Here is a 20,818-nt window from a genome sequence, read left to right on the forward strand (position 1 = left end):
TAGGGGTGTAAGCTTCGAGGTTTTCGGACCGAGTTGTTCAGCCCGCTATTTCCAACGTCCATTTGGTGTGATTTCATTAGCATTTGTTAGTCTAATTGGTTATATTTTTTTGTTTGTTCTGGTTAGGTGTTTACAGTTTGGGTGAAGTGTATGCATGGAAAAGTTTAAATAGTCCGTTTTTTATATTATTATTATGGTTCGGCGACCATAGCGGAGGGGTTACACCTGGTCTCGTTTCGATCCCAGAAGTAAAGTCCTCCTGCGTTTTGAGTGGTACTATAATGTCTTTTATGGGAAGCTTAAAACGTTGCCGGCCACTCTCATACTTACATTTTGGTTTATTTTTTTAATTTGATTTTAACACAGTTTTAATACTATTTTTAGTTTGAGTTAATAATTTTACGAGAGTAACTGTAAAAGTTCACTCGCGACAATATGATGAATATTAAAACAAGAAACTATACTATTTTTTTAGATTCTGATTTTTAACAAAAATTTTACAGATACAAATTATCAAATTTTATTATCATGAAATATATAAAATAATATTATTTGTTTTGTGGTTAGTAATATATTGCCATCGAAAATTTGTTTTCAGGGCATGCGAAATTTATAATTTGTTTTTAGAGTAATGTAACTCGATTTTGTCGAATCTTTGAAATTAAAATGTCATGGTTACTTTTTTTACTTTGTTTAAACACTGATTCAAAAGTGATTTATGGGCCTTAAAATTAAAGTAGATTTATATGAATAAACAAATCATCGACCGTGCCAGAGGGTCTCTCATAGGCCTTGCTGTAGGTGACGCACTTGGCGTGCCGCTGGAATTCAAATCTCCCGGAACATTTGAACCAGTCGAAGATATGATCGGTGGCGGTTCATTCAACTTAAAGCCTGGAGAATGGACAGACGACACCAGCATGGCTTTATGCCTGGCGGAAAGCTTGATCGAAAAGCAGGAACTTGACATGGTGGATCAACTTGAAAGGTACACGAGATGGTACCGTGAAGGGCATTTAAGCGTCAACGGCAGGTGTTTTGATATTGGAAACACCACAAGAGAAGCTTTGCATAAATTTGAAGAGATATATGAACCTTACTGTGGTCCAACCTACGAAAGATCTGCTGGAAACGGCTCTATAATGCGCTTAGCCCCAGTTCCGATTTTCTATTTTTCAAGTCCAGAATATGCAGTTATTAATGCAGGGGAAAGTTCAAGGACAACACATGGTCATATCTTAACTGTAGATGCCTGCAGATATATGGCAGGGATAATTATTGGTGCAATGATAGGTCACAAAAAGGAGCAAATACTCTCTTGCAGGTACTGCCCAGTTTCTGGCTTCTGGGATGCACATGAATTGGCTCCAGAAATTGATGAAATTGCATGCGGATCGTTCAAGCATAAAAATCCCCCTGAAATCTTGGGAATCGGCTATGTGGTAAAATCCTTAGAAGCAGCATTATGGGCTTTCTATAACAGCAGTAACTTTGAAGAAGGCGCTTTAACGGCTGTTAATTTAGGGGACGATGCTGATACAACAGGTGCAGTCTACGGCCAGATTGCAGGTGCTTATTATGGAGAAAGTGGGATTCCTGAAAGCTGGAAAAATAAGTTGGCCTGCTGTGATTTGATCCGGTCATTTGCAGATAGATTAATTGGGAATATAAACGCTAATTATAATAAGATTTAAATTATAAATAATAATCGGTTGTATTTTATTTTGAAAATGGTTTAGGGGGGTCAAATATGGGTTTGGAAGGGATTGTTGAAATGGCCGTTAATGACCTGGCTGATGAATTCCGGGAAAATTCAGATGAATTTTTTAATGAATATGATTTTCGCCACAGATTCTTTTGTAAGCTGTATCCTGAGTTTAAAAATTTGATTCACTCTGAATATCCAACTAGGAAGAGATTTATTAGGAAAAATGCTTCTGGTGAGAAATATATCTCAGGTACGCATTGCTTTGAACCTGAAATTAAAAAAGGCATCAAGGAAAAATATGCTTTAGCTGTCTTTAAAGAAGAGTTTTACAATAAGTATAAAAATGAATTAAGCCGCTTGGATGACCTATTAAATTTTGATATTAGAGATATTTACATAGATTTTGCTTTTGAATTTAAGTATATAACAAGTGGAGATATTAGTGTCATTCGTGAGATTGAATTTGATATATTCAAGCTTAAAGAAGCCGCTGAAGCAGGGAATAAATATTTGATAATCTTTATAAAGAAATTATTTGGGGATGAAGGCTTTAAACAGATTATTGAGCCTCTTAATGAATTTAAAAAGAATGAAAAGGTCGTGAATATACTTATATTTTCAAAATAGTGTATTGATCTGGTTGATTTTGTAAATCTTTATATACAAAAAATTGAGAATGTATCTCTATGAAGTTCTGTCCAGAATGTGATATGGTAATGTTACCTCAGGATGATTACATGGTTTGCAGGGCATGTGGTTACAGGGTCCCTTTAAACCCTGAATCTTCCTCTTCTTATGATGTGGACCAGAAATTTAGTAAATCTGGTTAAATTTCTATTTTAAAAATTTTTTAGTCTTTTGTTTTACCTAAAACAGCGGGCATTTTAATCTCTTTTTGTTTTACTAATATTAAGGCCCGTTTAAAAAAGGAACTTTTTGATTTGCTTACAAGATCTCAAGGGGATCGAGAAGATGCAGACTATGGTTTATTTTTGGAATTAGAAAAGGAAGAGGCATTAATTATAATTAAAGGTGCAAAACAGTTAAAAGCACCTTTACTTACTAATATTGGCAACATGATCTTTCTGGAAGCGGCAGCGGGTCTAATTATATTAACGTGTTTGGAAACCCTTACTATTCATTTTCAGAAAAAAACAGCTACTTCATAGTCCTGGATGATGCAAACTCAGATGTTAACAACACTCAGATGAACTGGCTGAAAAACGAGCTTAGATGGAGCCAGAATTGCAAATACCGATTTATATTTATGCATATTCCTCTGTATGACCCTCGGTATAATTCTACGGGTAAAGGTCTCAGTTTAGGCAACTCGACCACTGAAAAAACCATCAATAATCTTTTTGACGAGTACAACGTCACCATACTTTTCACATCACATATCCACGGCTATTTCCATGGAGTGTGGGGCAAAACGGCATTTATAACAACGGGAGGTGCAGGATCTCCTCTAAGTAAGCCTCCTAATGGTGTTAATAGTACTGAAAACTATTTTTACCACTATATTTTAGTTAATGTGACAGATCATGGAGTTGATTATGAATTGGTAATGTATAATTAAACTTTTACCTAAATTTGGTGGAAGTCCAGTAATAATCAGAGAGGGACAGGGGTAACGTGGCTGTTATTTCCCTCTCTGTTGTGTTGTACAACTCAAATTAAAGTATATATATCTTCAATAAACTATTTTTGAATTTTGAAGCGTATGTACTGGATTATATTCATAAATATTTTCATACATCCAGAATTATATGTAAAAAGACATCAAGTGAACTTTTATGATTAATTCAACTTTAAAAAAAGACTCATAAGCGACAAGTCCTAAATTTAGTTTGTTATATTTTAGTATTAACCTTATTTGAATGTATTTAGTATTAAATAGTTCTATACGTGTTGGAAATATTTATGTATTTTGTATTAATATAACATTTTTATCATCTAATTTTATTTATAAAATCTTTTTAAAATAAATAGAAATGGTTTGTAAGCACATAAAACTAATTGGAGCGGGAGGATATTTGATGCCAGAAATCAGCGGTATTAAACTTAACTACATTGAAAAGGGTGAAGGATTCCCTTTAATTTTAATTCATGGCTTATCTGATGATTTGAGGTTGTGGGCCCCTTTAATTCCCCAACTATCAAGAAATTACAGGACAGTATCTTTAGATCTTAGGGGACATGGTAGTTCAGGCAAACCAAAGGGCCATTATTCCATTGAACAGTTCAGCAGGGATATATATTTTCTTCTTAATGAGTTAAGCATAAAAAAGGCCCATTTCATAGGCTTTTCTTTGGGAGGGGCTGTAGTCCAGGATTTGGCAGTTAATTACCCCGAAATGGTTTCATCAATAGTGTTGATGTCCAGTTTCAGCTTTGTTGATCTTAAATTGAATGAAACTTTCCTGAAGCTCAGGGAGTCTCTGGTTGAAGGGGGATTTGCGGCATTTTTTGACGAGATACTGCCTTTAGTTTTAACTCCTGAATTAATTAATGAGAATAGGGCAGAACTTGAACAGGTTAGGGAAGAAAAAATTAAAACAGAGTCTGTAGAATCGTTGATCAACACCATTGATGCGTGCATGGAATTTGATGTTAAAGACAAAATATCGGTGATCTCAAAACCAGCTTTAATAATTTCTGGAAAAGAAGATGTTTTAATTCCAGATGAACTAGCAAGGCAGGTCCATAGAATTATAGATGGATCAAAACTCATAATACTTGAAAATACGGGGCATAATGTTCTTATACCTGAAAATTTACAGTTTCTGCTGGAATTAATTTTAAAATTCCTTAAAGATGTTTAGGAAAAAAATAGATCTGTTTTGGCTCAAAGCCCATTTCTTTAAATTTTGAATATAAAAATTCGATCTTATTAATTTTTATTTTAATTATGTTCATGTTAACCGGCAGATTTTTTATAAAATCCTCGTTTAAACCTTTCATTTTAATTACATCATAATATTCATCTGTATCATCTGGAATGATATGTGCAGAACCGGTTATCTGCATGCCTGCAAGGCTGTTCATGCAGGTATAGTCGTCATAAACTGCTACGGAGACATTTTTGTTAAGTGGGATATTGGAAAATTTTTCTCCCCCTTCACTTAAAAAGTACATAAATCCGTTGCTGTAGAGGTATTCTATTGGTGTTGACCTTACTCTGTTTTTGTAGGAAGTGGAAAGTGTACAGGTATTATGGGTTGTTAAGAACTTTTCTACTTTCTTTTTGATTTTAGGTGATGGCGCTTTAGGCATCAGGTCATCTTTAATTAATTTAAGTTCAAGGGCATATTTTAGAACTTCCTCCAGGTTAAAACTGTTAATATTTTCTATTTTAAACCCTATTTTTTCGCTGAACAATCGGAGTGCTTTTTTATCTTCTTCATTCAATGTACCCTGTTTTAATACGCCCCCTAAGACATTTTTATCAACAACGTTACCTATTGTTTTTGCAAGGTCATTTAGATTTTCATTCCCGTCTGATGGATTCAGGCATGTGCAAAACAGGGCTACTGGTTTCTCTTTAAGCCAGTCCAGGTTATTTTCAACAAACTGGTATATGTGGGGTTCCAGTTTTCCGCTGTATACTGGAGAACCTATAACTACAAAGTCAAAATCTTTGTATAAATCTTCAAATTCTCCTGTCCTGCAGTATTTAGCAGGTCCCAGTACCATTTGCAGGTATCTGGCTATTTTTTCTGTAGTCCCGTATTTGCTTTCATAAATTAAAAGAGTTTTTTGCATTTATACCACTTACCCAATGATCTTATCATATGCAGTATTTTTTTGGATTTTGCCGGGTTAGTGAAAAATATTCAGTTAAACGTATTCTGTTTAGTATTATGTGAGGTAATTTAATAAACTCTTTTGTAAAATTCATATTGGAATATATCTCAGCTGTAATCTAAAAACAGGGTAATAGCACAAAATTGTTTTATATATCCTTAAATTTCTTGAGATAATTTGTTTTTATGGCAATGTAACTGGGCCTGTGCTTTATATAATTAATTGAAATGCCCTTATTTTTTAAAAAATGTAAACGGGGGTTAATTCCCTATCTGGATACTTGTTATAATCAATGTATTTAATTATATTTAACTGCAAAATTATAGAGTAGTAAGGATATTTATGTAAGGAAATGCTTTAAAAAAGCAAGAGATGATTTTAATGACTGTTCAGCTCCATGATTCCCTAAAAGAAGCAGAGAAAAAGAAGGCTATGCCAGAAGTTATTGCTTATCATAGAATTGATGGTCCGGGATCCAGTTTAGATTTAAGCGAATTTCAACAGGCATTCTGGAAACTACCGAGTATACCTGAACAGGATGACCCCGCAGTGAAATGGACATGCAGCCTTCCAAGAACTGTGGGTATAACTATAGATACTGGAACAAGGGTTGAGGCCCATCCATTTGATCCTGGTCGTATAGGCATTAAGTCTGTTGAATATAAAACAGAAGTTTCAGCATCACATGGGGAGGTTATTCCAGTAAAAGAGAACTGGCTGCTTAAAATACTGGAAATATTCGATCTTTCAGGCGTTATGTTTGTTTTGAAAAATTTAAAAGAAGGCCTGCATTCTTCAGGGCTTGGGGGATCATCTGCTGCAGCTACAGGTGTTTGCATACTTGCAAATGAGCTGGCAGGACGGCCTTTTAGTAAGATCCAGCTGATTGCTATGGCTTCCCGTATTGAACAGGATTTTGGAGTAAGTCTTACTGGAACTCAGGAGCAGTCAAATGTTCTTTTTGGGGGAGTCACTGATTATGTCTGGTTTCCATGGGGCATACCTGGACGCCCTGGCACCGGATACGGCTCTTCAATGCGGTTTGAATTGATAACTCCTCATGACTATTCTAAGTTAGAAGAAAGGATGGCTATTTTCCATTCGGGACACCCTCGACTGAGTACTGAAGTTAACATTGTATGGAGAAATGCCCTGCGGGCTGAAGATGGGTATAAACATCACTTTAAAAAAATGGAAGTGGCCTACAGGTTTCGTGAAGGCTTGAGACTGCAAAAATGGGGCCATGTGTTAGATTCCATGGTAAAATACCGTGAAATACGAACAAAGCTCTGCAGAGATTATATGGCAGGTTCCATGGATTTGCTGGAGCGTGCTGAATCACATAACTGTACTGCTTTTCCGTTAGGTGCAGGAGGTGGAGGGGGAGTACTTTTATTTTCCCCAGATCCTAAGTCTTTAGAAAGCCTGCGCGGAGATCTTCAAGGTATATACCGTGAAATCCCATTTAAAATCAGATCTAAAGGATATGAAATTAATAATAGCTTGTAGAGACGAATAATTTTAATGTATTGGAAGTTTAATAAGATAATTAAAAGATAGAATAGGTCAATAGTGATGGAAATGAAAAAATTTTCTTTTATAGCAAGAATGCCTAACGAACCAGGTGCTTTACATAAAGCCGCAGAGATAGCAAAGGACTATAACGGCAACATCCACAGGATTCACTACAATAGAAAAATTGATCCAAACACAGTATTTTTTGAAATTACTGCGGATGAGTCATCATATAGGAAAATAATGGATAAACTTGACGAAATTGGCTATCTGCAAACTACACTTAAACCTGCAAATTATTTAAAGTTTAATATCTCACTTCCACATTCTCCTGGAGCTTTATTTGAATTTTTAAATTGCATAACTTCTGCAGGTGCAAATATCGGATTTCTGGACTTCGATGATAAAAGCAACAGGCACGATAAGTTAACGGTTGCATTGACTCTGGATAAAATTTCGAGTGTGGATGCCCTTCTGGATAATTTAAAGTCGCGTTACCTCTTAGAAATCGTTGAATATGATACTAAAGGTGAAAAACTGGACGATACTGTGTTTTACATATTTTTTGCCCAGAAGTTAAGGGAGATAATTGGAAATACTGAGGACGATTTTTTAATTAAACTGCTGGGTGACGTTAACCATATTGTTCAGGAGCTCACGCGCCTTGGTGAAGACCCTAAACGTGTATTTGAAAGTATTCTGCTTACTGGAAACACATTAAAGGATACTTCTGGTGACGGCTTCTACGCCGATATTCAAAAGATAGATTTAAATCAGGATACGCAGCTGTACTGCTTCCAGCCGCCATGTGGGGGGAATATATTTGTTATCAATGCTCCAGAAGAGGTGGTAATGGTAGATTCAGGTTATGGGATTTATTACCATGACTTTTTAAAATTATTCCAGCACTGTGGGATTGAACTCAAAAATCTTAAAGGTATCTATATGACCCATGCAGATGCAGACCACTGCGGTGCAGGAGGCTTTTATGGGGTTAAATCATTCCTGCATAGGGGCACATTGGACATCATTGAGAAGGCTAACAGGGCTTACGGATCCAATGTGGAAGGGTGTGTCCTTGAAGAGGTATATACTAAATTAATTAACCTGTTTTCAAGATTTAACTCTCCGACAGATTTGAATATTTTTTCTGAAAATATAATTAAAATGAGGGGTTCTTTTCCGGTTGTTAACACTTTTGAAGTTGGAAATATGGAATTTGAAGTACTGGAAAGCTTAGGTGGGCATCTTTATGGGCAGATTTTTTTAGCATGTCCAGATGAAGGAATTATTTTTACAGGAGATTCTTTAATTAACTTTGATAGTTTAAGTGAAGATAGAAAGAAGTACAACCTCCTTGCAAAAAATTTAATGACTTCTGTAAATGTGGATAGGGGGCTGGCCAAAGCGGAACGAAAAGCCCTTTTAAAGATTATTTCTAAACTAAATGAAGAATTATCAATTAAAAATAAAAATTGTTTAATTTGCAGTGGTCATGGAGCTGTTTCACTACTTTCTGGAGATAAGCTAGAAATTTATGGGCAGATCTACCATTATCTGCCAAAAAGATGTAAATATTGAACTGCTTTTTCAAATTAGTTTTTTGGGCACCGTATGATTTAGGATAAAATGCCATTTATTTTTGTTAGTATTCACATGTTTTTAGCTTAACTGATTTATTAAAAACATCTAAACCGGTTTTTTAATTTATATGTAAGTGGAGTATATTTTAACTTTTTATTTTCATTAGTTTTTCCAGGCATATGTTTGTAAATTTGGATAGTAAATCCTTTTTTTGTATTCATAATAATATTAATATAGTAAGTAATAACATAATAACATTGTTAGAAAATAATGTTATTCAATTACATAATAAGTGCATTTAAAATCATCGTGTAGTTTAAATGGATATATGCATCTTAATCTGTTTTTTTAAGATGTTAAATTCTGTGTAATGGTTTAAAATGCTTATTTGAATTGTTAAATATTTTCTAACACTCACTGATGTAATGGGGGGTGAAAAATATTAGAAAACGACTGATACTGACAATTTCAATGCTCCTTATTGTATTTGCAGTTTTCAGTATAGCTGTAACAGCAAATGAGCAACAAAATCAGAGTAAAAGCCAGGTCTCAACCAGCTATATAATACCTCAAATAAATGCAACGCCAAACTGCACTAATGCAACTCCAAGGAATGAGACCAATTGTACACTGAATATAACAGGACCAATATCAAATCAGACTTTTAACTGTACAAATTTAACAGTGACTAATCAGTCCACAAACCAGACTTTAAATCGTTCAACCATAAGGGATATAATTGGACAGTTACTGGCCCCAGTTTTAAATGACACCACTAATTTAACACAGACAAATGCAACTGGACAACCATTAGACAAGCTTTTAACCGATGTCAATACAATGCTAAGTAAAATGGCACAGTTAATAGGTATAATTCGAAGTGGTGGTTTTAATATAACTGGTTAAGTCATCGAAAAAGTGTTGGGAGTTAGGGAAGAATTTCCATTTACTTATTGAGATCGAAAAATCAGAGATGGTAAAAGTGGATATTCTGTATCTATTCGGTTAAAGATAAGCTCCAATTATGTTTAATGCTCATGTCTCTAATGTAATATTTTCAGGAAAAATATAAACTACACATTTAATTCCTATTACAATTTAACATGAAGCATTTCATGCACATGTTGTAGACATGAGCAATATTGGTAATTCAGCATGATTAAAAGTTTATTGGAATGGAACTCCCTATACTCCAATTTATATTAAATAAATCAGGGAATAATCAGTGATGGATTAAAAAGTAGTATTATGAGGGGAATGGAGGTAAAATTGATATCAATTCCCGCTCAGTGTCGTAATGCCAAAATTAAATTTGTACTTTCTACATAAATTTATTTTGATATGCACATATCATTACGTTCATAGATGTAATTGTAGGTCATGTAAACAAATACATACCTGCATGATATTTTCCATAAAATCCGCTTTAAATTGATAAAATAGGATTTAATTTATTTTTATTCGATAAAAATCATCATTATATGTACTGACACATTTTTATATTACAAAAAGCAATAGGGAGCGAATGAAGAGGTAATGTTTAGTTTTTCTCCCTAGTATGATACTGTGTATCAAAATCAGGTTTATATTTCTCCATTAAATTAATTTTTGATATGTGCAAGAGATTAAATGCACAGATATGTTTATATTCTATGCATGTAGTTTCTAAGATTTATTGAATTGTGTTGCAAGTATACCATAATTCAAATTTCTAAATTTAAGCTGAAAATAAATTATATCTGTAAAAGGCAAATCACGTAGTTTGTATATATTCTTGAATGGGGGTAGTATGATTTAGCACTAAGATCTATTGCTGGAGATATACTTAGTGTACTTCCGTAATAATTTTAGGTCTTAAACTACAATAGTATAATATAGTTAATATTTGAGTAGGATGCAGAATTAATAAATATAATGTGAATTTCCCTAATTAAAACCAGTAAAATGACCTTTTAAAAAAGGTTTTAGAAAGTTTTAATGTCTGATGTAAAAGCAGTGTATTGGGAATTAAAACTAACTCTGTTATCAGTTAATTATAACATAAATGCTGTGATTTTATGTATAATGAACATTTGAAAACTTTGAAGATTGCAGGAATCATTGTTTTAGTAATTGGAATTTTAGCTGCCATATTTTATATTGTGTATAGTTTTTCGCTCTTCTGGCAGGCATTTGCAGCAGGAATCACAATATCTATCCTATTGATCATTATCTTTATACTCCTCGTACTGGCAGTATACCTGTGGATAAAAAATTTCCTGCTTAAAAGGGAGCTAAAGAAAAGGGAAATTGAGCTTGAACAGGTTAAAATACAGCTAAATATGTATAAAACTAAAGCTAAGGCAGAAAGACACTGAAAAGTCTGAATAATTTATATTTCGTATTAATTTATATTTATGGTTAGTTATAGCTTTAATCAAGGCTACAGATGGGATTATGTACAATTTAAATCCAGATATTGTATTAACTTTGGCAGGATTAACATTGACATTTTATGCCTTATTTGCCAGAATGCTTGTTAAATTCCATGATAAATACAGCAGAAATTTATTATATTTTTTACTGGCCAATATGGTATCGGTTGGGTTTACAGTTGTATTTGTGCTTAGTGATATTAAACAAGCAGCAGAACCAAATTATGCATATCTTGGGGACATACTGGATGTCAGCTGGGCATTTTCCCTTGTTACAGTTGTTCTTTTCGCTTTTATTTTGCTTTATAGAGAATTAAGGGAAATGGATGATCCTGGGGAAAAAAAGAGACGTTTTAAAACGGTTATATCAATTATTGTTCTTTCACTGGCACTTTTTTTAGGTTTACCATTTATTTTAACTCTTTTTTAGATACTGCAATTTTCGGCGGGATAACTTTTGTGATCAGTTAAATAAGTTAAATTGGATATGTATTAATTTTATTATTTCAAGTAGTAAGACTTAAATACTACTATTGATCTATGTTGTAATAACATGTTGTGTGGTGGAAGTGAACTGATTTTGAAATTAAAAATAAGCAGTGAATATAATACTAATAATTTTAGATGACATTAAATCTGTTTATTTGTATGTTAATTTAAATTTATCAATCATTTTAAATTAATACTGATTGAAATAAAGCATTTATAATATTTAAGCTGAGCAACGTGTCATTTGAATAAAAATTTTGTCCAGCATTGCTGAAAAATAAAGTGTTAGCTTTATTTTTTTACTAAAAAATTTGGAGTTGATTTTTACGTTTGAAATTATGAGTTATACTCCCATAATAACAACAATTGTGGGTGTTTTTATGGGTTTAGGTTCCAGAGAGTTAAGCGACTGGCGTAAGGCTAAAAAAGCTAGAAAAAGAAAAATTAATTCTACCCGTACTTTAATACTACTTGAAAATGAAAGGAATCTGGAATCACTTAAGGAATTCTGGTATAAATTAAATAAATCTGATGAAAGTGAAGAAAATATTGATGAGTCAAAGATTGACATTGCCAAAAGATTGATTAAAATGCCAATGCCATGTCTGGATGACTTCATGTGGAGAAAACATGCTTCTCTGCTTACAATAACATTTAAAGATAAGGAAATTGTGGATGTTTCCACATTTAATAATTGTTTAGAATCTCTTAAATCTATTTACTCTAAATTGGTAGATTTGGATACTATGGATAGGGAGTTTAACAGCACTTATGCCTCAAGTGGGGCTGAATTATCTTCTCTCCCACATTCTAATCGTTTTAAAGAGGAAGCTCCAGGTTTATTAGATGAATTTGAAGAAATTACATTGGCTCTGCTTAAAAATGGGAATCCTCTGGATAAAAAGAAAAGTTAATGTCATATATTGAAATCATTAATGGAACTTTTTGGCTCAAAAGTTTTAAATTTAAATAGTGTTTTAAATACTATTTTTTTTATTTTACGATTTTTAAATCATATTAGTTGAATTTGACTTCATTTTGCTCATTTAAATAAATTTAATGCTTTTTTTAATCCTGTTTTTGAGTAATTATATGAAAAGATGGTTACTGCATAAATCTAATTTTTTTAATATCATAAATAATATATTTTGGTATTAATATAATATAATTTGAGTTAAATGAAAAAATGGGCTCTAGTTTTAGGAATTCTTCTGGTAGTGACATCTACCTTTGGCTGTACCAGTAACACACAGCAGGAAAAACAATCGGGAAATAATATTAACTTTTCAATACCTGAGGGGTGGGAATTGCACTGGATGCCTGGAGAGGGTACCGTGATCTGGATGGATGGTGATCCACGTATTCGGGTAATGGAGATGAGCAAGCAGAAATTTGATGCTAAGCATGATCAGGCATTGCATATCGATAATACAACCTTTATGGTGAAAACACACAACAAGACAATGGATGGAATAAATGTTGAGACATTCTGGACCACTGATGGTAATTCTGGGGATATTCAGGATTATTATTTCTTCTCTAAAAATGATAAATATTATTATGTGCTGGCATGGGCTTATACTGGCTGGGATTCAAGTAAACAGTCAAGGTTTCGGCAGCATATAGATAAGGCCGTAAAAAACATTGTTTCAACCATAACTTAATCTGAAACTTATTTTTTTTATTTTATTTTTTGATTTATTAGACAGTAAATGATTATTACTTTTCACATGCTCTTGCTTAAATCACTTAACCTTTTAAATATAAGGATATATTATGCTGCTGACCTTTTGAAACTGAAAATATGGCTAACTATATGTTTTATTTCTAAAGGGTTAATTTGAGGGTTGTTTGATGTAAAAAACACTGGTCGATGCCAGTTAGAAAGTATTGTAGTGATTCTAATATTATAAAATGGTTACATATGGCTTTATTTTTTCTAGCCCGGAGATATGAAGAATAATTCAATGATTTTAGGTATTGGAACATGAAAATTTAGTAAATTAGTTTGGAAATTGAAGATTTTGGGAGACTATAGGTTCGCGGTTGCAAAGCTCTCAAAAATCTTTGATTTTTTCACGGTTGAAAATCTACGATTTTCAAACATGTAAAAATTCGCAGAATTTTTACGGTTGTGAAATTGAAAATTTCACAAACATGTAAAAAATTTCCAATTTTTTACTGTCACAAAATCGAAGATTTTGTGAACATAGAAAACATAGGGATCATAGGTTATTTCTATGAATTTTTACATTTGGAAGATATGGTGAACGGTATGAATCCATTTAGAAAGAGAACAGGTATTTTCCCTTCTTATTTCACAGGTAGAAAGGATGAACTTAATGAGTTAAGGGAAATTTATGAATCTACGAGGGCTGGAGCTGCAGGACATATTCTTATTTACGGCCCTAAAGGTATTGGAAAAACCTGTTTATTAATCAAGTTTGAAGAACGGTTAAATAACGTGGAGGGAGTATATACGGTGCGTGTTCCTCTTGTTGAAGGGGATTTTAATGATATTTACACTTTGATTATTGATAAGTGTGCTGATGCACTTAAAATCAGTGAGGGGCGCTTTTGGGATAGTATCACTTCACTTGGAGTTAACATTCCCCTTGCGGGAGGATTTACAGTTTCAAGGGAGATACCAGCTACAAGTCCTTCTGTAGCCCTTGAAAAAATTTTGAAGACAATTTACCTTGAATTAAAAGGAGAAAATCCTGTATTAATTCTCCTATTCGATGATCTCCAGAGAATAATTTCAGACAATGGTACGAGCAAAGTTTTAAGTATACTGCAGAATGCACTGGTGGAACTCAACCTTAAAGGTATGAACATAATGTTCGTTGCAACAGGGGCTCATGATATATTTTCACAGATACAGGATCACCTGGATTCTGCTGTAAGGATATTCGAGCCGTATGAACTCAAGCATTTGTCTAAAGAAGAATTAAAGGAGGCTATTGTTATACCTGCAGAAAATGAAGGCATAGAATTCGATGAAAGCGTTATAGATTTAATTTATGAATTGTCTGAAGGAATTCCCTATTACATGCAGGTTATAGCATACAACTGTTTTATGGGTGCTGTAAATGGCAGAGTTAAAACTAGCGAATTCAAAGTCTCTTTTAAAAGGTCATTGAATCTGCTGGCCCAAAGAGAGTTTAGGGGAATGTATGAAAAGGCAACCCCTGAAGAGAGAAAGATCCTTGGATTAATGGCAGAAAGTGATAAAGAAGTTTTATCCTACAAAGAAATTAAAAAAGGCTTAAATTTAAAATCTGAACCTTCATTCTGGTTAAAAACAATGCTGGACAAAAATCTCATAATAAAAAAGGAGAGGGGTAAGTACCACCTTAGGGATAAAATATTTAAAGAATATCTAAGGGCTTTAAAACCGTACAATGAAAATGGAACATATTAGGTTGAATTTATATAATGGGCTGTTAAAGGTGTCAAACACTTTAAATGCAATATTGTATAAACTCCATTCAAACCCTCAAAATCCTCAAAAATCATAGATTTTTAAAATTTGATCAAAAACACACTTTTAAAAAGGCAGTTTTGTATAAATGCCTTTTATTGCCGCTGTAACTTTATACCAATTATTGATAACATTAAACTCATTTATATTGTTGCTTGCATCCATATTGTACCATTTACCCTTGATGTAGGCCTGGACAAAAACATGTCCGCAGACACGGCCGCTTGCAAATTCTGCAGTGACATGGACATAGCGTGCAGGAATCCCTGCTGCCCTTGAAAGAGCCACCAAAAGATGAGAAAGGTCAACACAATTTCCTTCTTTATTTTTAAGGGTTTTTACAGCACCATATTTTGTATTATAATAAAAGGAATAGTCCAGGTTGTCTCTTACCCAGTTAAATATCCGAACCGCCTTTTCATATTTGGTGGTCGCACCTTGTGTTATTTTTGCTGCCAGGGCCTTGATATGGGGATCATTTGACTGGGCAGTGGATGTTGGTTTAAGGCATTTTGCAAGTGATACCTTCACTTTAATTGGAGGTAATTCTCCAGTTTGATTTAAAGTTCTATTTATGCCTGTTGAATCTCCAGCAGCTTCATCTATAACGTCTGGATTTAGTCCTGCTTTAAATAGATTTAATGATATGCTGTCAAAGAGTATATCATCGATACTTTGATTTTTTGGTGAGGTATCATTTATTATAGTCTGGTTAATTGGAGTTATGCTCTGGTTAGTTGAGTTATTTGGTTCTAATGTGAAATTTCCTTGTCCTGTACTGTTATTGCAGCTTTTATTCCATGTTTCGGGATGTATATTTGATAATTCCCCAAAATTATGGGATATGCTTCCAAAAACTAGAGATAATGATATTAAAAATGTAAAAATTATATATAGTTCCTTTTTTATTCTCATAATACCACTTTATACTGCTGGAAAATACTGGCTGGATAAAAATTACTCTTTTCACTAATTAATATATTATTAAATAATATTAATACATTATTATAGTATAAAAAATGAATTATCAATTTTTAGGAGTATATTGGAGTTAGAAAATTGATTTCTAACTTAAAAGAAGATATAAAAATTTGATAAAAATAGATGCCAGCTAAAAATAGTCCTTTTATTTTAAATTATTTTAGAGGGTAAACGAAGTAGTTAATATGTTCTAATTGTTATTTATACCAAAATAACTGCATCGATATGCTGGATGAAAATAAAAAAATTTAGAAATTGAATGATTTAATGGGTATTTTCAAAAAATTAAAAAAGAAAGGATTAATTACTCCTTTTGAGGAACTCGAGGTGTTTTTGTTTTGGTTTCCAGTTTAAATCTTCTATCTGTGGATTTTTCCCCGTTGTAGTTCCTTTTAAGCCTGTTTACATATGTGTGTGCCCATATGTAAGCCAGTATACATCCGCATGCTCCTCCAACTACAATTCCCCACCATACGCCCTGCGATCCAATACCAAGGACGAAAGCGAATAAGTACGCAAATACAGAAATAAATGCGACTTCTCTAATTATGGTCAGGATTAATGAAGTTGTCCCTTTTCCCATGGCCTGGAATATTGAGCTTGCGGTAATCCCGAGAGGGACTATGATGTAGAACAGACACATTACCTGCAGGAAAGAGGCTATTGATGGCGCAAGGAATGCACTCTGGGATGAATATGCGAAAATACCTGAAATATTTGGTGCAAATACATATGTAATTATGCTGGTAACTGCTGCAATGGAAATACCTAATTTTACAGAGTAATTAAGTGCAGTAGAAACATTTCCATATTTTTTAGCTCCATATGCAGCACCGGCAACTGTTATTGCTGCAGTACCTATTCCTATGGCGGGTATCATAGCAATGTTCACTACTCTCCAGCCTGCAGTGTACACTGCGACTGCATCTGTTCCTCCAGTTGTGACTAGTATAATGTTTAAAATTATACCGAGAATGGACATTATAAGGAACTCAGCACTTGCAGGCATTCCAACCCCTAAAATATCTTTTATGACTCTGAAATTTGTTTTGAAGTCCTCCATGGACAAAGATACATAAGTGTCGCGTTTCAGGACAAGCCAGTAAATTATTAGCGCCGATGAGACACTCGAAGATATTACTGTTGCCCATGCAGCCCCTGCAACTCCCATTCCACGGGAGTAAATGAATATTGGATCTAAAATTATATTCAGGATTGCGGTTGCAGCCATTGCATATGTTGCTCTTTTAACATCTCCTTCAGCCCTCAGGATACCTGAAGCAACACTTGAAAGGATTAAAAATATTAGCCCTCCAAATACTATTTGCCCGTACTGGACTGCAAGGCTAAGGGATTCACCAGCCCCCATAACTGTAAGAATCTCTGGAAGAGAGATCAGTATGGCTATGGTTAAAACAGCGGCAACTATGAGTGTCATGATTAAAGAGTGTATGGCCGCATTGTCAGCACCTTTTTTATTCTCTGCACCTATGCATCTTGCAATTAATGATGTTGCACCTGCCCCCAGACCATTGCCTATACCTACAATGATCATGAACACGGGTGTAATGAAACCTAATGCAGCAAGTGCATTTGAGCCAAGCCCTGCAACCCATATACTGTCGGCCAGGTTATATGCCATCATAAGTAACATGGATATTATCATTGGCATGGCCAGGCTGCGGATTGCTTTTTTTGGATTTCCAGTAATTAAAGAGATACGTTTATTTATGTTATCATCTTTTTGAGATTTATCTAAGTTCATTTTTATTTTTCACCATTTTTATGTACTTTTTCAAGGCTTTTTGTAGCCAGTGTTTGTAATGTCTTAATTAGGTGGGAGTATTCTGTATCTGATAAGTCGAAGCAGACTGATTTTTCCCATTCATTATCAATTTGATGAATTTTAGGTACTATTTGTCTTCCCTTTTCAGTTAAAAAAAGAAGATATTTCCGACGGTTTTGCGGATTTATCTCGCGGTATATAAATCCATTGTCTTCCAGCTTTTTTAAAGCGCGGGCAACTGTTCCCTTGTCGATGTGTAAATGAACTGCGAGATCGTCCTGTGTTATGCCTTCTTTGTGTGATAAATGAATGAGGAACGGTACCTGACCTGCAGTAAGTTCTAAATCTTTCATTTCGTTGTTTAAATGTATTATGCGGGTTCTGTGTATTATGGATATGAATACTCCGAGTGGAATATCTTCGGGAGTGTTTTCTAGTAGTTTTTTAGCGTGATGCATATTTAGCTCCTTGTTATATTTTGAGGTTTTGATCAACCTGTTAAAAATCTATGATTTTTAACGTTTGCAAATCTTTGATTTGCAACTGCAAAAAAAATTATTTTTTTTGCACGCCCGAAAAATTTTCAATTTTTCGACGGCTTTTTCTAAAAGGTTGTCAGCGGGAGTGTTTTCTAGTAGTTTTTTAGTGTGATGCAATGTAAAATTCACTTCAATATTTAATTTGAGTTTAAATTAGCTCTAAAAATTGGCATACCTGCTAAATCATGTTTGCAGTATTTTAAGAGCATGTATTCTCTATAAATAGTTATAAAAAACTGTAATATCATTAATAATAGTTTTAAAGTCTTTTAAATATAAATAAAAAAAGATTTATTATTAACATCTGCATATCCTATTCTGTTTTCATGGTATATAAATATGTTGTTCATGCAACAATTGCAGGTGCAACAAAAATGGCTTTATTTCAATGGTTTTACCTTACAGATCTGCCTATAACTGTCAAAAAAATAAAGGATTAAAACAACTATTGTCCTTTTATCATCAATTTATAAGTTTATTTTAGATTTTTATTTCTTTTTTGGAAGTATATACAAAAATAAAGCTAAATTAGGCTTAATTTTAAATCAATAGTATTAAATACAATAGAAACATATTTAATTTTATTATCCTCAAAAAACCACAGGTTTTTTGGGACTTTGAAAATCGTAGATTTTCGAGGGCTTTAAAATTTTAATTTATTTTTTAAACTAATTAAACGGGTGGTATTATGGTTTTAAAAGGATTAAAAGCAGGTATAGACAGCATAGTCTTTGATAAACATACTGGAGATATTGTAATTAAATTTATGCCCTTAAGAATTCCACTTAAGGATCTAAACATGCTTTCTGATGATACGGCCGAAATAATAGAAGCTTCAAGTGAAGAAAAGCTTGAAAAATATGTTTCAAGATTTGCTGCTTATTACATAAAACACAAGGCCCATGAACCTAAAGCTATACGAGATCGTGCAAAAGAGCTAGGATTAAGCCCTAAACAGTTTGAAGAATTGATATGTGAGAGGATTAGAGAATGGGGTAATGTTTCTTCCCTTGATATTGATGAGGAGCCTCCTGCTCGTGTTGATGGTAAATAAAATTCAAATCAAGAATATTTAAAAATACTACAGGTGATTTTTTTGTCAGATGCATTTTTAAAAAAAGATGGGACAATAGTTGCATTAAAGGACATCAAAAAAGGGGAAACTATCAAAATAGACCTTAAAGATCTATACATTGCAAGGGAAATTCAAAGCGGCCAGCTAAAACCTGAAGAAGAGGGGGAAACGGCGGTTGTTAAGCTGCCTGAATGGCTTGCCACCAATAAAGGATTGTCCAGCGAAGTTGTTGGTATAATCAAAAAAGAAACTAAAAAAGCAATATTGATGAAAGTGGGCAACGAAGAGGTCTGGTTGCCTAAATCTGCTATTGATATTGAGATATAAAACAAAAAAAACTTTAAGGACTGATTTTGGTAATCAGTCTTATTTATTTTAATTTAAATTTAGTAAAATTTCACTACTCCCACTATGTCACTTATGGAACGCCATGTATCAAGTGGAGTCTTTGTAATGTTTGAAATTTCTACTACTCCATCAGAAAGTGTTGTTTCTTTGATGTAGTTGGATATTTCCCTGTTGTCACTTTTCAAATACACTTTACTGTTTTCTATGGTGGCCACTCTTTTTACTATAAGGCCGTAGGTAGGGTGTCTGGATATTACTATATCTCCTACTTTGATATTTTTTGTTTTGAGAGCTATAACTTCCTGGCCATCTTTTAAGGTTGGAATCATGGAAGTTCCACTTACAATTGCTAAAAATGGCAGTTGATTAGTTCCAAATTGTGAAGTTAAGGTAACATTTGCAGTAAAATTATATTTCTTTGCAATAGTTTGCATGTCTGATTTTAAGCTGCTGGAAGTACTGGAATAGCTTTGAATGTCATTGTATGCTTTATTTTTCATTTCTGTAATCATTTTGGATGGCACCTGGACATCTGCAGGAACCGATGTTGCTTGAACTGTTACGTTTTTCCCGTCGGTTTTTACAGTTATACCTATTTCATTCTGTACTATGGGTTCTGATTGCTGCTGGTTTGATGAGTTTATGGTGGTATCGGTGGATTGTCCAGATAAAAAAGTAGCTGCTGAAGCTGCAGCTATAATGAATATAATTGCCCCTATTATTATCGCTGTTTTTGATTTCAATTCTTCACCGCCAATTGATAGTGTTATAAAATATGTCTAGGCATGACTTGTTGATTCACTTTAGATGAGTGTTTATTGGAACAAAAAAGTCTTTTAATCTTTTTATTTATATGTTTTGATTTGCATTAAAATTGGAATCAGCAGATATTAAGTAAAAATATCGTGTTTTTCTATCTTTAATATAGAAAAGCTGAATTTTAAGCTCTTTTTGAGAATAAAAAGTAGGGGCTTGATATAATTTTTATGAATGTTTTAGACATGCTAATTTTGATAACACAAGTTTTACCTTTAATTTTAGTAATTAATTTGGTATTAGGCAATTATACATGTTAAAAACTGCATTTT

21 protein-coding genes and 1 rRNA gene are annotated in these 20,818 nt (G+C 33.4%); 17 read left to right on the forward strand and 5 right to left on the reverse strand.

Annotated elements, in window-relative coordinates; genetic code table 11:
• The first annotated feature begins 197 nt into the window (after nt 1-197).
• From rrf to EJ01_RS16580, 7 genes are all read left to right on the forward strand, one after another.
• Nucleotides 198-316: ribosomal RNA gene (gene rrf, locus EJ01_RS10450) — 5S ribosomal RNA — on the forward strand.
• A gap of 430 nt (nt 317-746) precedes the next feature.
• On the forward strand, nt 747-1,694 hold the full coding sequence (locus EJ01_RS10455; RefSeq protein WP_048083024.1) for an ADP-ribosylglycohydrolase family protein: 948 nt from the start codon (nt 747-749) through the stop codon (nt 1,692-1,694).
• A 56-nt stretch (nt 1,695-1,750) separates the two neighbouring features.
• A complete protein-coding gene (locus tag EJ01_RS10460) occupies nt 1,751-2,335 on the forward strand; it encodes a hypothetical protein (protein ID WP_048083023.1) in 585 nt (194 codons plus the stop codon).
• 59 nt (nt 2,336-2,394) lie between these two features.
• Nucleotides 2,395-2,538 carry a hypothetical protein gene (locus tag EJ01_RS16990; protein ID WP_084689201.1) on the forward strand — a complete coding sequence of 48 codons (144 nt, stop codon included), beginning with the start codon at nt 2,395-2,397 and terminating at the stop codon, nt 2,536-2,538.
• Nucleotides 2,539-2,649: 111 nt separating this feature from the next.
• Nucleotides 2,650-2,877, forward strand: a complete 228-nt coding sequence (locus EJ01_RS10465; protein WP_048083022.1) for a hypothetical protein — start codon at nt 2,650-2,652, stop codon at nt 2,875-2,877.
• On the forward strand, nt 2,826-3,287 hold the full coding sequence (locus EJ01_RS16575; RefSeq protein ID WP_169740461.1) for a metallophosphoesterase family protein: 462 nt from the start codon (nt 2,826-2,828) through the stop codon (nt 3,285-3,287). The genes EJ01_RS10465 and EJ01_RS16575 overlap by 52 nt, the downstream gene beginning before the upstream one ends.
• A gap of 460 nt (nt 3,288-3,747) precedes the next feature.
• Nucleotides 3,748-4,533, forward strand: a complete 786-nt coding sequence (locus EJ01_RS16580; protein ID WP_052376072.1) for an alpha/beta fold hydrolase — start codon at nt 3,748-3,750, stop codon at nt 4,531-4,533.
• On the opposite strand, the gene EJ01_RS10480 is transcribed toward EJ01_RS16580, so the two are convergent.
• Nucleotides 4,520-5,473 carry a flavodoxin domain-containing protein gene (locus tag EJ01_RS10480; protein ID WP_048083021.1) on the reverse strand — a complete coding sequence of 318 codons (954 nt, stop codon included), beginning with the start codon at nt 5,471-5,473 and terminating at the stop codon, nt 4,520-4,522. The two genes, EJ01_RS16580 and EJ01_RS10480, sit on opposite strands and share 14 nt — an antisense overlap.
• Nucleotides 5,474-5,896: 423 nt before the next feature.
• On the opposite strand from EJ01_RS10480, the gene EJ01_RS10485 reads away from it, so the two are divergent.
• From EJ01_RS10485 to EJ01_RS10520, 8 genes are all read left to right on the forward strand, one after another.
• Nucleotides 5,897-7,024, forward strand: coding sequence for a GHMP family kinase ATP-binding protein (locus EJ01_RS10485; RefSeq protein WP_048083020.1), 1,128 nt, complete (start codon nt 5,897-5,899; stop codon nt 7,022-7,024).
• A gap of 72 nt (nt 7,025-7,096) precedes the next feature.
• Nucleotides 7,097-8,611, forward strand: coding sequence for an MBL fold metallo-hydrolase (locus EJ01_RS10490; RefSeq protein WP_048083019.1), 1,515 nt, complete (start codon nt 7,097-7,099; stop codon nt 8,609-8,611).
• Between the two features lie 435 nt (nt 8,612-9,046).
• Complete coding sequence (locus tag EJ01_RS10495; protein ID WP_157197669.1) at nt 9,047-9,520, forward strand: hypothetical protein; 474 nt, start codon at nt 9,047-9,049, stop codon at nt 9,518-9,520.
• Nucleotides 9,521-10,671: 1,151 nt separating this feature from the next.
• Nucleotides 10,672-10,971 carry a hypothetical protein gene (locus EJ01_RS10500; protein ID WP_048083017.1) on the forward strand — a complete coding sequence of 100 codons (300 nt, stop codon included), beginning with the start codon at nt 10,672-10,674 and terminating at the stop codon, nt 10,969-10,971.
• Between the two features lie 79 nt (nt 10,972-11,050).
• A complete protein-coding gene (locus EJ01_RS10505; protein WP_048083016.1) occupies nt 11,051-11,458 on the forward strand; it encodes a hypothetical protein in 408 nt (135 codons plus the stop codon).
• A gap of 439 nt (nt 11,459-11,897) precedes the next feature.
• Nucleotides 11,898-12,431, forward strand: coding sequence for a hypothetical protein (locus tag EJ01_RS10510; protein ID WP_048083061.1), 534 nt, complete (start codon nt 11,898-11,900; stop codon nt 12,429-12,431).
• 264 nt (nt 12,432-12,695) lie between these two features.
• A complete protein-coding gene (locus EJ01_RS10515) occupies nt 12,696-13,181 on the forward strand; it encodes a hypothetical protein (protein ID WP_048083015.1) in 486 nt (161 codons plus the stop codon).
• A gap of 539 nt (nt 13,182-13,720) precedes the next feature.
• Complete coding sequence (locus EJ01_RS10520; protein ID WP_245611198.1) at nt 13,721-14,941, forward strand: AAA family ATPase; 1,221 nt, start codon at nt 13,721-13,723, stop codon at nt 14,939-14,941.
• A 126-nt stretch (nt 14,942-15,067) separates the two neighbouring features.
• Here EJ01_RS10520 and EJ01_RS16585 read toward each other — a convergent pair whose 3' ends face one another.
• The 3 genes from EJ01_RS16585 to EJ01_RS10535 all read right to left on the reverse strand — a co-directional run bounded on the left by EJ01_RS16585 (nt 15,068) and on the right by EJ01_RS10535 (nt 18,226).
• Nucleotides 15,068-15,916 (reverse strand): transglutaminase-like domain-containing protein, encoded by an 849-nt coding sequence (locus EJ01_RS16585; protein WP_052376074.1) that lies wholly within the window; start codon nt 15,914-15,916, stop codon nt 15,068-15,070.
• A gap of 370 nt (nt 15,917-16,286) precedes the next feature.
• A complete protein-coding gene (locus tag EJ01_RS10530; RefSeq protein ID WP_048083014.1) occupies nt 16,287-17,747 on the reverse strand; it encodes an MATE family efflux transporter in 1,461 nt (486 codons plus the stop codon).
• Between the two features lie 2 nt (nt 17,748-17,749).
• Complete coding sequence (locus EJ01_RS10535) at nt 17,750-18,226, reverse strand: MarR family winged helix-turn-helix transcriptional regulator (protein ID WP_048083013.1); 477 nt, start codon at nt 18,224-18,226, stop codon at nt 17,750-17,752.
• 769 nt (nt 18,227-18,995) lie between these two features.
• On the opposite strand from EJ01_RS10535, the gene EJ01_RS10540 reads away from it, so the two are divergent.
• Together EJ01_RS10540 and EJ01_RS10545 are read left to right on the forward strand one after the other, a co-directional pair.
• Nucleotides 18,996-19,361: a hypothetical protein gene (locus tag EJ01_RS10540; protein WP_048083012.1), complete on the forward strand. Its 366-nt coding sequence runs from the start codon at nt 18,996-18,998 to the stop codon at nt 19,359-19,361.
• Nucleotides 19,362-19,403: 42 nt separating this feature from the next.
• The gene (locus tag EJ01_RS10545) at nt 19,404-19,709 is read left to right on the forward strand and encodes a hypothetical protein (RefSeq protein ID WP_048083011.1); all 306 of its coding nucleotides are present in this window, start codon (nt 19,404-19,406) and stop codon (nt 19,707-19,709) included.
• A 59-nt stretch (nt 19,710-19,768) separates the two neighbouring features.
• Here the strand turns inward: EJ01_RS10545 and EJ01_RS10550 are convergent, their stop codons facing one another.
• Complete coding sequence (locus tag EJ01_RS10550; protein WP_048083010.1) at nt 19,769-20,473, reverse strand: S24/S26 family peptidase; 705 nt, start codon at nt 20,471-20,473, stop codon at nt 19,769-19,771.
• Nucleotides 20,474-20,818 lie beyond the last annotated feature (345 nt).

This window comes from Methanobacterium veterum, from assembly GCF_000745485.1.
GTDB classification, from domain to species: domain Archaea; phylum Methanobacteriota; class Methanobacteria; order Methanobacteriales; family Methanobacteriaceae; genus Methanobacterium_D; species Methanobacterium_D veterum.

What these genes read in the sequence shown, in the direction of transcription:
- EJ01_RS10455 (WP_048083024.1), top strand. Translation starts at nt 747, where the DNA reads ATGAATAAACAAATCATCGACCGTGCCAGAGGGTCTCTCATAGGCCTT.
- EJ01_RS10460 (WP_048083023.1), top strand. Translation starts at nt 1,751, where the DNA reads ATGGGTTTGGAAGGGATTGTTGAAATGGCCGTTAATGACCTGGCTGAT.
- EJ01_RS16990 (WP_084689201.1), top strand. Translation starts at nt 2,395, where the DNA reads ATGAAGTTCTGTCCAGAATGTGATATGGTAATGTTACCTCAGGATGAT.
- EJ01_RS16580 (WP_052376072.1), top strand. Translation starts at nt 3,748, where the DNA reads ATGCCAGAAATCAGCGGTATTAAACTTAACTACATTGAAAAGGGTGAA.
- EJ01_RS10480 (WP_048083021.1), bottom strand. Translation starts at nt 5,473, where the DNA reads ATGCAAAAAACTCTTTTAATTTATGAAAGCAAATACGGGACTACAGAA.
- EJ01_RS10485 (WP_048083020.1), top strand. Translation starts at nt 5,897, where the DNA reads ATGACTGTTCAGCTCCATGATTCCCTAAAAGAAGCAGAGAAAAAGAAG.
- EJ01_RS10490 (WP_048083019.1), top strand. Translation starts at nt 7,097, where the DNA reads ATGAAAAAATTTTCTTTTATAGCAAGAATGCCTAACGAACCAGGTGCT.
- EJ01_RS10500 (WP_048083017.1), top strand. Translation starts at nt 10,672, where the DNA reads ATGTATAATGAACATTTGAAAACTTTGAAGATTGCAGGAATCATTGTT.
- EJ01_RS10505 (WP_048083016.1), top strand. Translation starts at nt 11,051, where the DNA reads ATGTACAATTTAAATCCAGATATTGTATTAACTTTGGCAGGATTAACA.
- EJ01_RS10510 (WP_048083061.1), top strand. Translation starts at nt 11,898, where the DNA reads ATGGGTTTAGGTTCCAGAGAGTTAAGCGACTGGCGTAAGGCTAAAAAA.
- EJ01_RS10515 (WP_048083015.1), top strand. Translation starts at nt 12,696, where the DNA reads ATGAAAAAATGGGCTCTAGTTTTAGGAATTCTTCTGGTAGTGACATCT.
- EJ01_RS16585 (WP_052376074.1), bottom strand. Translation starts at nt 15,916, where the DNA reads ATGAGAATAAAAAAGGAACTATATATAATTTTTACATTTTTAATATCA.
- EJ01_RS10530 (WP_048083014.1), bottom strand. Translation starts at nt 17,747, where the DNA reads ATGAACTTAGATAAATCTCAAAAAGATGATAACATAAATAAACGTATC.
- EJ01_RS10535 (WP_048083013.1), bottom strand. Translation starts at nt 18,226, where the DNA reads ATGCATCACGCTAAAAAACTACTAGAAAACACTCCCGAAGATATTCCA.
- EJ01_RS10540 (WP_048083012.1), top strand. Translation starts at nt 18,996, where the DNA reads ATGGTTTTAAAAGGATTAAAAGCAGGTATAGACAGCATAGTCTTTGAT.